This window comes from Pseudobacillus sp. FSL P4-0506 (assembly GCF_038003025.1).
GTDB lineage: Bacteria > Bacillota > Bacilli > Bacillales > Domibacillaceae > Pseudobacillus.
Window position 1 is genome coordinate 3,100,683 of record NZ_JBBOOI010000001.1, and the last position, 11,520, is coordinate 3,112,202.

Annotated in this window: 11 protein-coding genes and 1 riboswitch; of the genes, 1 reads left to right on the forward strand and 10 read right to left on the reverse strand. The window is 41.5% G+C overall.

Annotation, left to right across the window (positions count from 1 at the left end; genetic code table 11):
• Window positions 1–133: 133 nt before the first annotated feature.
• Window positions 134–874 (forward strand): YwaF family protein, encoded by a 741-nt coding sequence (locus MKZ02_RS15540; protein ID WP_340854359.1) that lies wholly within the window; start codon window positions 134–136, stop codon window positions 872–874.
• A 62-nt stretch (window positions 875–936) separates the two neighbouring features.
• Here the strand turns inward: MKZ02_RS15540 and MKZ02_RS15545 are convergent, their stop codons facing one another.
• From MKZ02_RS15545 to MKZ02_RS15590, 10 genes are all read right to left on the reverse strand, one after another.
• Window positions 937–2,670: a DUF6583 family protein gene (locus tag MKZ02_RS15545; RefSeq protein WP_340854360.1), complete on the reverse strand. Its 1,734-nt coding sequence runs from the start codon at window positions 2,668–2,670 to the stop codon at window positions 937–939.
• 358 nt (window positions 2,671–3,028) lie between these two features.
• On the reverse strand, window positions 3,029–4,042 hold the full coding sequence (locus MKZ02_RS15550) for a ThiF family adenylyltransferase (protein WP_340856417.1): 1,014 nt from the start codon (window positions 4,040–4,042) through the stop codon (window positions 3,029–3,031).
• 15 nt (window positions 4,043–4,057) lie between these two features.
• The gene (gene thiS / locus MKZ02_RS15555) at window positions 4,058–4,261 is read right to left on the reverse strand and encodes a sulfur carrier protein ThiS (RefSeq protein WP_120030803.1); all 204 of its coding nucleotides are present in this window, start codon (window positions 4,259–4,261) and stop codon (window positions 4,058–4,060) included.
• Window positions 4,245–4,877, reverse strand: a complete 633-nt coding sequence (locus MKZ02_RS15560) for a thiamine phosphate synthase (RefSeq protein WP_340854363.1) — start codon at window positions 4,875–4,877, stop codon at window positions 4,245–4,247. Before MKZ02_RS15560 ends, thiS begins: the two co-directional genes overlap by 17 nt.
• Window positions 4,819–5,997 carry a 2-iminoacetate synthase ThiH gene (gene thiH, locus MKZ02_RS15565; protein WP_340854365.1) on the reverse strand — a complete coding sequence of 393 codons (1,179 nt, stop codon included), beginning with the start codon at window positions 5,995–5,997 and terminating at the stop codon, window positions 4,819–4,821. Before thiH ends, MKZ02_RS15560 begins: the two co-directional genes overlap by 59 nt.
• Window positions 5,998–6,012: 15 nt before the next feature.
• Window positions 6,013–6,777: a thiazole synthase gene (locus tag MKZ02_RS15570; RefSeq protein ID WP_340854367.1), complete on the reverse strand. Its 765-nt coding sequence runs from the start codon at window positions 6,775–6,777 to the stop codon at window positions 6,013–6,015.
• Between the two features lie 76 nt (window positions 6,778–6,853).
• Window positions 6,854–6,954: riboswitch (TPP riboswitch) on the reverse strand.
• Between the two features lie 5 nt (window positions 6,955–6,959).
• Window positions 6,960–7,373 (reverse strand): large conductance mechanosensitive channel protein MscL, encoded by a 414-nt coding sequence (gene mscL, locus MKZ02_RS15575; RefSeq protein ID WP_340854369.1) that lies wholly within the window; start codon window positions 7,371–7,373, stop codon window positions 6,960–6,962.
• A gap of 40 nt (window positions 7,374–7,413) precedes the next feature.
• On the reverse strand, window positions 7,414–8,841 hold the full coding sequence (locus tag MKZ02_RS15580; protein WP_340854371.1) for a glycosyltransferase family 2 protein: 1,428 nt from the start codon (window positions 8,839–8,841) through the stop codon (window positions 7,414–7,416).
• Window positions 8,838–9,890, reverse strand: coding sequence for a HEAT repeat domain-containing protein (locus MKZ02_RS15585; protein WP_340854373.1), 1,053 nt, complete (start codon window positions 9,888–9,890; stop codon window positions 8,838–8,840). The genes MKZ02_RS15580 and MKZ02_RS15585 overlap by 4 nt, the downstream gene beginning before the upstream one ends.
• A gap of 188 nt (window positions 9,891–10,078) precedes the next feature.
• Window positions 10,079–11,512 (reverse strand): alanine/glycine:cation symporter family protein, encoded by a 1,434-nt coding sequence (locus tag MKZ02_RS15590; RefSeq protein WP_259455517.1) that lies wholly within the window; start codon window positions 11,510–11,512, stop codon window positions 10,079–10,081.
• Window positions 11,513–11,520: the final 8 nt, after the last annotated feature.

An 11,520-nucleotide genomic window follows, 5' to 3' on the forward strand; every position in this document is an offset into this window, starting at 1 on the left:
TTTCATTTTATATACAACTGTACAGTATTTTCTATTTTTGATGTGCGTATAATTAGATAAACTGTCTTTTCATAGGATGGTTAATTAATAGATGCCTATATGTTAAAATATTTCCAATAAGGAGGATGAATAGATGGAATGGTTTAGTGGCAGTTATAAAGATGTTCAATTTCAAATGTTTTCTACGAGTCATATAACAGCATTGATAGTTTTAGTCGGGATAGTTTTTTCTCTTTTTCTATTTAGGGACAAACTTCAACGTCAAAACATGAGAGCCATCGAATTAACCGCTGCTTTCTTTTTAATCGGGATTGAAACAGCTTACCATGTCTGGATGCTCCAGACTGGCACGTGGACAGCAAGCCGTTCTCTTCCACTTGAATTGTGCAGCTTTGCTACCTTCTTTACGATTCTCCTACTGATAACAGGAAAGAAGATATTTTATGAAATCTTATTGTTCATTGGTCTATTGGGAGCGTCTCAAGCATTGATTACTCCCTACTTATATTTCGGCTTTCCGCACTTTCGTTTTTTTCATTTCTTTTGTACACACATGCTGATATTTTGCACTCCGCTTTATTTTACGTGGGTGAAGGAATACAGACCTACATTTATGTCTATTGTAAAAACATTGATTTTTCTTAATATCCTTGTGCCTGTTATTTCATTCATTAATCAACTCACAAAAGGCAACTATCTTTACTTGCATCATAAGCCTGCGACAGCTAGTATGCTTGACTTGCTAGGACCTTATCCATGGTACATCCTTTCACTGGAAGCAGTGGCCTTTGTGTTGAGCGTCATTGTCTGGCTGTTGTTTCGAAAAAAAGCGGCAACAATTGTAGTCAAAAAAGATTTTCAACACTATCTATAACTGAAAAAGCAAGAGCAGATCATCACCGAGCTCCTGCTTTTTCTTAAAATCTTACCGATAAGCTAAAAAATAGGTTCGCCATGTTCCGCTGTTCGACTATTAAATACTTCTTCGGCGGAGGGGTCCTCTTTATATAGATCTTCGACATGAGGATCATCTGCAAACGGATAGCCAAAAGCGCCGCCAAATAACCCTAGACGGTTCATCAAGCTCACTATGTTCAGGCTGATCTCCCGCTGGACTTCTGCTATTTGAGCATCTGTCATTTTGTTTAAATTGGCTTCGCTTGTAAAGTCTTTAGCAAGCAGATCGCTCTTCATTTTATCTGTAAGCTTAGATTCTTTCTCCACTATAAAAGAAAATGCACCGCCATACTTTTTATCTTTGATGGCTGCTTTTATATCTGTCCTTTGATTAGAATACTTTTTCATTGTGCTGACATCTTGTACCTGTTTGACTTCCCCGCTTATTTTATCTGGGAGTCTATGAGCTTTTTCTCCCGGGGCAGTAAATGTGAAAGAGCGGCGGATCGTTTGCCTTCCTCCTTTGTTCTTGCCAATTACAGAGTTCATTTTAAATTTGACCGTTTCTGCTTCCCTGTTCAGAGAAATTTGCAAATCCTCCACCTGTTTCTTTTTCTCCCCTTTTATTTCACTTGCTACTTGAACAGCTATCCTTTCTTTGTGGCCTCCTGCCAGAACCCGTCGAAAGGTAAACTCTTTAACACGCTGTCCTTGTCCATACCGAATATGTTTCGTGTGAACAGACCACACTGCTTGTTCTGAAGAAGAGGTAGCTACAGTCAGCTCCATGGTCCGATCGATAATTCTACCTTTTTTATCTATAAATAAAATGGAAGAAAAGCCTCGAGGAAATGTTGTTCTTTGTAATTTTTTCTGCACTTGTTTCAGGCCGTTTACAATTTCAGTTTCTATTTTTCCTGAAGAAGAAGCCTCCTTATGCACTTCTGCTGATCCACTCAGTTTTTCTTTCGTTTCCATTTGAGCTCCTATCATTGAATGAAGTTTTTTATCTTTTATTAACCGTTCTAGGCAACGGTTGAGTAAAATCTTTGTCTCTTTTGGTGTAAGTGAAAGTGTGACTTTTTTCACATGTATTGTTTCTCCTCTAAACCTATACTTCCCTCTCTTCTCAAGAGTAAAGTTGTCCTCTTTTAGCTGGTCTATTAAGAATGGAAAATAGTGTGTTCGTAAATAATCCGTTACGCCTTTTTGACGGTGTATTACTTGAGAGAACTCCAACGTTTCCGGGCCTTTATAAAATGGGTATATCTTTTTCATAAACTCGCCGTATTCATCTGAGTATAAATATAAAAACTTTGAATAAAGAAAGGGAACCCTCATCCCTATTTGTGAATTCGTATAAATAATATCCATATCAAAGGCTTGTTCATTTTCGAGGTTGAGAGCAACGTGATAATTACCCGCATGTTTTTTTGGATCTTTTTCCGTTTTTATTATCATTTCAGCATTCTTAAATATTTTCTCAATCGCTGCCCTATCGGGATCATACGTCCAATTGCTCATCTCCATTTTTGCTTTAAAACGAGCGTGAGAGATGGATGGCTGCTCCATTCGCTTTTTGGAGAATTCCCATGATTCACTGTGCTGTTTTGCCAACTCAGCTTTCATTTGCTCGTACGCTTTATATTCCGATAATAAAAAAAGCTCTTTCGGTGATGTGTTCAATAAAAGGACTACTGCTGTTCCAGCAGCGAGCAATAGCACAAGAAAAGCCGTTTTTAATCGAAATTTGCGCCTTATTTCTTTACGCATTTGGCCCTCCAGCTCCCTTTATCCCTCTAATTTTCTGCAGAAAGGACAGAACGGGAGACTCTCATTACGTAACTCTTTATTGTTCAAACAGTCTTGCATTTAATCTCTCCCTCTCTACAAGCTATATCACGCACAGTCTCTCTTCTTTTATATAGCTGCTGTCAGGAAAATAGAACTGCCCAAGACAGATTTTAAATTTTTGTATGTTTCTGAACGCAGTCTGAGCCGTCCGCTGTACAGCGGACGGCTCAGACTGCTCCTATTTCAATAGTCACCCCCTGCTCTTCATCAGGCTAACAAACACTTTCAATCGGCCAGATAACATCATCCTATAATTTATCTGTCCTCTTGCTTTCTGTTAACCAAGCAGCTGCTGATAAAGTTTTTTGGCTGCATCCGGATCTTTCGATTCGTGCACGAGCATCCTGCCATCCTGAAAAAGAACAATTCGCTTTCCTGCGATCTCCACTGACAATAAAAAGCCATTTGTTTTTACTTTTTTACCTTGTCGCTCAAACGACAAGGCCAGCTCAGCTAAATTAAATGTTCTATTGACTGGCGGCCTTACCTGCACTGTATTTCTTCCGCACAAGATGGCGGTCTTTGTTCGTTGATCTCTTGTTAAATACGGATGAGTCGCTTTTTTGCCGCATGATGGACAAGCGGTCTTCTTTAAAGTGGCTATATTAATAGACGAATGTGTATTTTTCCATAAATCAAAGGAAACTAGCTCTTTGCGTATATCTTTCCATCGGCCAGCAAGAATCTTCAATGCTTCTGCTCCTTGAAAAGCTGTGGTCATTTGTACTGCTGGCGCAATAATTCCAGCGGTATCACAAGTCATGCCTGCGGCTGGCAGAACGTCAAGCAAACAAGCAAGACAGGGAGTTTCTCCAGGAAGGATGACACAACTGATTCCCTGGCTGCCAACACATGCTCCATATATCCAGGGGACATTGTATTTTTGCGACAAATCATTGATTAAAAATCTTGTTTCAAAGTTGTCTGTTCCATCAAGCAGTAAATCAGGGCAGTGTTCAGTCATTAAAGCAGAAAGCTCCTCTGGACCCGCGTCTGCTGTTACAGCTGATATGTCTACATCAGAATTGATTTCCTGGAGTCTTTTTTTAGCTGCCTCTGCTTTCGGCAGGCTGTCTTTTGCATCCTGTTCTTTATAAAGCTGCTGCCGCTGAAGATTCGTCCAATCAACATAGTCACGGTCAATCAATGTCAGCTTCCCAATCCCTGCCCTGACAAGCATTTCAGCCAGAGAGGACCCTAATGCACCAACTCCAATAATCATTACATGCTTATTGCGGTAAGAGTCCGTTTCTTTTAAAAATAATTCCTGTCTCGAATAACGGCCTTCCATCATAGTTCTTCCTCCTTAACCGCCGCCTACAAATTGAATAATCTCAATACGATCGCCTTCTTCTACATTTGTTGAGCCTAGCTGTTCCTTTGGAATAATCTTACCGTTTGACTCAATAATCACTGTTTTTCCTTGCAGTGAATAAACAGTGAGTAAATTCTCAAGCGTCGGTTCCTCCAAGACAACCTGCCTTTCTTTGCCGTTAACCACAATATTCATCTATTTGCTTTTCCTCCTTTTTTATTTCAGCTCGATAGCATGAGGCGGCGACAGCCGGTTCTTTACTTGCAAAAATTCCCGACATCACCGCAATTCCTTTCGCTCCAGCACCTTTAATTTCCTGAACGTGATGCGGCATAATCCCTCCGATCGCGATCACCGGAATGCGAGAGAAACCCACTGTTGTTTGCAATAACTCTAGCCCCTTAGGTTGTTTACCAGGCTTGGAAGCCGTTTCATAAAGGTGGCCAAACAAAAGCCAATCGACCGCCTCTCCTTGTATGGCTGCTGCGTCAGCCGGCTCATGAATCGAGCAGCCGGCCTTTATATTTTTAGCAAAGCTTCTCACCTGTCTAAGCGGCAAGCTATTTTCTGTCAGCTGTACACCGCCGGCTCCTGTGGCAAGCGCCACATCTACACGGTCATTTATAATTAGCTTTTCAGCAGGAACCCCCCTAGCGATAAATGTCTCAGCCCAATGAAACAACTCTTTGGCACTGCGTTGTTTCTCTCTAATATGAATAAAATCAACAAACGGATGAATGCTAGCGGCCGCTTCAGACGCCTGCGCCAGTTCGAGCTTTCCCGTTGTGATGGCATGAAGCCGAAAAGTCATCCGTCTCCTCCTCCACCGCCAAGATATCCCAATCTTTTGAAACAGGCTGATAGCCCAGCTGTTTTAGTCTCTTTTTCACTTCATCTACCGAACGATTATCAGAAATCTCAAATTGGCTATTGTTTTCTTTTTTGTTAGCATATCCGCCTACAACAGTAGAGGAGGCAGCAGACATTTTTGTTACCCCGAGCTTAATGAGATGATCCCTGAGTTCCGCCTCTTCACGTGTAGAGAGTGTAATACCTGCTCGCGGCATAAATAGACGAAAGGCGAGCATAGCCTGGACAAGGTCTTTATCCTCTACATTAACCCGCGGCTCGAATCCACCCAGGTTCGGACGAATGCGAGGAAAAGAAACGGCAATTTCTGTTTCTATATATTTTTTCTGCAAATACCTTGCATGCAGAGCGGTGAAAAATACTTCCTTCTGCCAATTATCCATTCCAAGCAGGGCGCCGATATTGACTGATCTCATCCCAGCCTGACAGCCTCTCTCTGGTGCATCAAGACGGTAACGGTAATTTCTTTTTGGTCCTTTTATATGAATCTCTTTATACACTTCCTCATTGTATACCTCCTGGTAAACCGTGAGCCCATCTACCCCAGCCTGAAAAAGCTGATGATATTCTTCCGTATCAAGCGGCTGTACCTCGATGGCGATTGAAGAGGCATGCTTTCTCAAAATTTTTGCGCCTTCTGCCAGATAAGCTACCGATGAATGAATACGTGATTCTCCTGTCAGCAAAATAACGTGCTGAATCCCCATATCCTTTAACGCCTTTGCTTCCTGGTCAATTTCTAATGACGTTAACTTTCGTCTTGGAAAATCATTATCAAAGCTAAAGCTGCAGTAAGCACATTTATTCACACAATAGTCTGTTAAGTAAAGCGGGGCATACAAGGAGATTACTTTACCAAAATTCCGAACTGTTAATCGCTGGGCTTTTTGAGCCATTTCTTCTAAACGTTCGCCGCCTGCAGGGGAAAGAAGCGCCAATAGGTCTTGTTCATTCAAATCGTCTTTATTTAAAGCTCTATCTACATCGGTTGTCGTCATGCTAGCTAACCACTCTTCATATGGTTGATCTTTGATTGAACGGTACACCTCATAAAAACTCAAAAAAATCCCTCCTTTTTAACGTAAAAATCCAGTTAACGGGGAGGAAGCGGCTGCTTTTTGCGACACTGCTCCCAGCCCCGCCAGATAAGCCTGTCTTCCAGCCTTAACAGCTAAATTGAACGCTTTAGCCATGCTTACCGGGTCATCAGCTGTGGCAATTGCCGTATTGACTAGCACCGCGTCAGCCCCCATCTCCATGGCTTCAGCTGCCTCAGACGGTTTGCCGATCCCTGCATCAACAATAATAGGCAGTGTTTTTTCTTCTATTAGAATCCGAATCATTTCCTTCATCCGGATGCCCCGGTTTGACCCTATCGGTGAACCGAGCGGCATAATGGCTGCCGCCCCAGCATCTGCTAGCTTTTTTGCTGCCATTAAATCCGGATTCATATAAGGAAGAACAATAAATCCTTCGTTAGCAAGGATTTCTGTGGCTCGAATGGTTTCTTCATTATCAGGCAACAAATATTTCTGATCGGAAATGACCTCAATTTTAATCCAGTTGCCCATCCCAGCGGCTCTGGCCAGTCTTGCAATTCTAACTGCCTCCTCGGCATTTCTAGCTCCTGAGGTATTGGGCATGATAATCATATTCGGCGGAATATCTTCTAAAATATTTTCATGCTCCGCTTCTAAATCTACCCTTCTCACCGCCACGGTAACTACTTCTGATTCTGATTCAGCAAAAGCCTGTTTCATGACCGAGTGATCTGCAAACTTTCCTGTGCCGGTAAAAAGCCGATTCGTTAACTTCGCTCGACCAATCATCAATTCATCCATTTATATTCCTCCTTTTTGCAATAAAAAAAGCCTGCCACAACGGCAGGCTTTTCTTTATGTACACCAAATAAACATACATAAATAAAGACAGCTTCCCTCCGTTGGTACTAACCAAATCAGGTTCAAGGGTTAGATGCATGCATCCTCTCAGCCTTAAAGGCACCCCTAGCTAAATTTTCTATTTAATTTTCTCTATTATACTCTGAATCTTCTAAATTGTTAAGCGTTTTTTGCGATTTTAATAAATCTCTAATTTCTGTAAGGAGCTCTTCCTCTTTTGAAAGTGAAGGCGTCTCCTCCTCCTTTTCCTGACGGTATAACTTATTAAATACCCGTACAAAGAGAAAAAGAGCAAATGAGATAATTAAAAAATGAACAATGGATTGTATGAAGAGACCATATTTCACCTCAGCTCCTCCGAAGCGAAACATTAACTTTGAAAAATTAATGCCCCCTATAAGCAGTCCAATGATCGGCATAATAATGTCCTGCACGAGAGAAGAAACGATTTTACCAAAAGCAGCTCCGATAATAACACCGATCGCCAGATCAATGACATTGCCGCGCATGGCAAATTTCTTAAATTCTTGCAACAACTTGGTTAAACTCCTTTCAGCTATCCTTTCAACGACCAACTCATTTTGACTCAACCTTGGCTCCTACACCAATCCGTTTCATCTCGCCCCAATCTTTCTTGCCAGCTAAAAATTGTAAAAAACCTTCTACCCGCCACTTGATCGTCAAAGGACGATACCAGAAGGTTTCAGAGAGCGCATAGAAAAATAGCTTCACAATATTGGCTGGTTTCGGATATTTCCTCAAGCTCCATTCTTCCAGAAGCACACCGCTCATAGATAAAATAGAACCGTATAAAAAAGATAGAGAAGCCATCAATATAGTGACCTCGGCATTAATAAATGAAAATAGGACCCCGAATAGGATAAGAATATAGCCGGCTAATTCAACGAATACACCCATCAGCTCAATCAAAAAGAAATAAGCCATGGATAGCACGCCTACAAGTCCATATTTAGGATTGAACAGCATATCTTTATGGTTCCAAATTACTTCGCAGAGCCCACGATGCCACCGCTGGCGCTGTCTACGCAAATAAAGCGCAGACTCTGGAGCTTCTGTCCAGCAGACGGGGTCCGGAACATACAGTATCTTTTTATTGAGCCCTTCTTCTTTAATCATCCGGTGCAGGCGCACCACAAGGTCCATGTCTTCTCCAACGGTGTTTGTGCGATAGCCGCCAATCCGAATGACTGACTCCTTCTCAAAAACGCCAAATGCGCCTGATATAATCAGCAGCAGATTATGACGGCTCAATCCAATACGGCCTATTAAGAAGGCCCGTAAATATTCGATCACTTGCATAATGACAAAGGGTTTGTTGGATAAATCCACGGTCATCACTTCTCCGCCTTCAATATGACAACCATTGGCGATCCGCACACTCCCGCCGACAGCAATCACTTCGCCATCTGAGTCGAGAATCGGCTTTATGACTTTCAGGAAAGCATTTCTTTCTAAGACAGAATCCCCGTCAAGTGAACAGACGTAAGGATAATGTGATAAGTTCATCCCAGCGTTCAAAGCATCTGCTTTTCCGCCGTTTTCCTTGTCGATCATATAAACATTTTTATAAATGGTCGAACGATAGATCCCTTTAACCTCTGCTGTTGGAATTCTTGTACGCAGCACTGTATTCGTCTTTACCATTTGGAATGACTCAATCATCGTTTCCACTGTGCTATCCTTCGATCCGTCATTGATCACAATCACTTCATATTCCGGATAATAAATGCTAAGGAGAGAACGAACACTGTTATAAATGCCTGCTTCTTCGTTATAGGCAGGCACGAGAATAGAGACAGGTTTTGTGTCAAAGGAATCAAGCAGGTCTTCTTCCGCTTCTTTAGAATTAAAGCCGTATTGGCTTCGCAGTTGCTTTGCTGAAATGAATAAAATAACAAAATAAAATAACAGCACAACTATTGTATACGAAATAAATAACCATGACAAAAAAGTGACAAGGCTGCTAATAAATTGGACAATCATATTATCGCTCCTTCGCTTTCAAGCCACTGGGCAGCCATATCTTTTGCATAGCGGTCGTGATGAGTTTCTATTATATGCTGCAGAATCAGTGCACCATCAGCATACTTTTGAAGAGCTTCCCCGGCAGCATTGCGAACAAACCAGTTTTCATCCGCAATTAATTTTGTGAGCTGGGGCAGGAAACGATCTTTTTTTGCTGCGCCGGCTAACTTGGCAAATAGCATTCTTTCCTGCCAATGAGAAGAGTAGCTAAATGAATAGATATCCGCTGAATCATCAGCATACCCGAACAAATACAATACTTTTAAAGCAGCAATTCGAAGCTCTAAATGCGACTGTTTCAATTGGTCTACAATAAAAGGAATATATCGATAATCCTGTGTTTCTGCCATCCACTCAATGATCGCCTGTTTAAAAATATTGTTTAACTTCTCATAGTTTTCAATAAAAAACGATTGGTATGTACCGTTAAACCTTCTTAATACGTCCTTATATAAAGCTTTAGAGAACGGTGGGGTAAGTTGGATGAGATCTGTAGCCAACGCTTTAGATTGTAGTGAAGCCAAAACCCGAATGGCTTCCGTCTGCTCTGCCTTCGTTTGAAACGAATCTTCTGCCAGAGCAAGCCACAAGTATGGTGCAAAAGAGGCCATATGGAAATTTTCTATATGATACAAGACGTTCATTCTTATGCTCCATCGCCTTTTTGTTAATCGCCGACGATACTCCTCTTTTAACCATTCTTCAGCAAGCATCGTAATCATGGCCGCTATTTCTTCACCCTTAAACATTTTAGAAGCTTCCTCCAGCAATTCTTCGAGCGCCTGGAGGTTAAGCGGATGACTACTCAACCATCGATTGTGTAAATCTTTTTCATCCCCTAACAAGTAGGCAAAAAGATCCGGACGCAAGTAAGCCTTTATTGATTCTACTTTCTCTGCCTTTCTATTTGTGTTTACTTTTTGGATCAATAGAAAAGCAAGCAAAAAAAGCAAAATCATGACAAGTGCCAAGTCTATATATAAGATCACTTTCAATGTATCACTCAACTTTGCTCACCCGCTTTATTATCGCCTAATAGTTAATTTATCGATTGATTTCTATATTCCACTAACTAAAAACAATAAACAGTTATTTCCTTTTATATTCTATCAAAGTTTGCACCGACCGATGTCTAGATAAAAGGAAATGTCAAGGTTGCCTCTATAGAAAGAAGCATAAGACAGCGGATGCTGCCTTATGCTTGTCCTTCCTCCTGCCGTTTTCTTTCCCAGGAGTCTGCTTTGCCGATTCCTTCAATTGAATCCGCATAAAAAACAGGCTCTTTTCCGGCTCTTCGCTGTTGTTGATAATCTTTTAGGGCTGCTACAGCAATTTTATACAGCATCGCGATAGCAACCAAATTGATTAGCGCCATGATGGCCATAAACAGGTCCGCCATGTCCCAGACAAGACTGATTTTTGCAATTGAGCCAAAGTACACCATGCCAATAACGGCCATTCTGTAAATAAACAAAGCGATCGGAGAGTTTTTAATAAATTCCAGATTCGTTTCGCCATAATAATAGTTTCCGATCACAGAACTGAATGCGAATAGAAAAATAGCCACAGCTAAAAAGATAGCTGCCCATTCACCGATATGCACAGACAAAGCGGACTGGGTTAAGTTAATGGAAGAAGCATCTTCCCTTAAGTATTGTCCTGACAACAAAATAATGAAAGCTGTAGCGGAGCAAACGACGATCGTGTCGACAAATACACCAAGCGTTTGGATGAGCCCTTGTTTCACAGGATGACTGACAGAAGCGGCTGCCGCTGCATTTGGAGCCGATCCCATTCCCGCTTCATTCGAAAATAGTCCCCGTTTAATTCCGTTCATAACCGCAGCCCCAAGCGTACCGCCTACTGCTTCCTCCATACCGAAAGCATTTTTGATAATTAACATAAACATAGCCGGGATTTCTGTGATATTGATAATTAGAACAAATAAGGCCACAAGAATATAAACAATAGCCATAACAGGTACGAGCACCTGCGTAACATGAGCAATTCGCTTAAGACCGCCAAAAATAATTAAAGCTGTGAGTATGCACAGAACAAGGCCAACAATAGGCTTTGATACGTTAAAGCTTTCATTCATAGCAATGGAAATAGTGTTAGACTGAACAGCATTAAAAACAAGGCCAAAACAAAAGGTGATGGTAACAGCGAAAATGATTCCCATCCATCTTTTATTCAGCCCTCTTTCCATATAATATGCAGGGCCGCCACGAAAGCCATTTTCATCTTTCACCTTGTAGATCTGAGCGAGCGTACTCTCTATGAAACTAGACGCTGCTCCAATGAAAGCGATCAGCCACATCCAAAAAACAGCGCCGGGACCGCCGGCAGCAATAGCCGTCGCTACACCCGCTAGGTTGCCTGTTCCAATTCTTGAAGCTGCACTAACTGTAAACGCCTGGAAAGAAGAGATTCCTTCCTTTCCTTTCGCAGAGATGGTTGATTTCTCAAAGATCACGCGAAACATTTCTCCAAACAAGCGAAATTGGACAAATCTCGTGCCGAATGAGAAAAACAAGCCTAACCCAATTAATAAAGCAATCATTACATACGTATACAAATAATCATTGACTGACAGTATGTATTGATCGATCTTCTCCATCCAATTCATAAAACGCA

Coding starts and splice junctions, on each gene's coding strand:
- MKZ02_RS15540 (WP_340854359.1), top strand. CDS start 134: ATGGAATGGTTTAGTGGCAGTTATAAAGATGTTCAATTTCAAATGTTT.
- MKZ02_RS15545 (WP_340854360.1), bottom strand. CDS start 2,670: ATGCGTAAAGAAATAAGGCGCAAATTTCGATTAAAAACGGCTTTTCTT.
- MKZ02_RS15550 (WP_340856417.1), bottom strand. CDS start 4,042: ATGGAAGGCCGTTATTCGAGACAGGAATTATTTTTAAAAGAAACGGAC.
- thiS (WP_120030803.1), bottom strand. CDS start 4,261: ATGAATATTGTGGTTAACGGCAAAGAAAGGCAGGTTGTCTTGGAGGAA.
- MKZ02_RS15560 (WP_340854363.1), bottom strand. CDS start 4,877: ATGACTTTTCGGCTTCATGCCATCACAACGGGAAAGCTCGAACTGGCG.
- MKZ02_RS15570 (WP_340854367.1), bottom strand. CDS start 6,777: ATGGATGAATTGATGATTGGTCGAGCGAAGTTAACGAATCGGCTTTTT.
- MKZ02_RS15580 (WP_340854371.1), bottom strand. CDS start 8,841: ATGATTGTCCAATTTATTAGCAGCCTTGTCACTTTTTTGTCATGGTTA.
- MKZ02_RS15590 (WP_259455517.1), bottom strand. CDS start 11,512: ATGAATTGGATGGAGAAGATCGATCAATACATACTGTCAGTCAATGAT.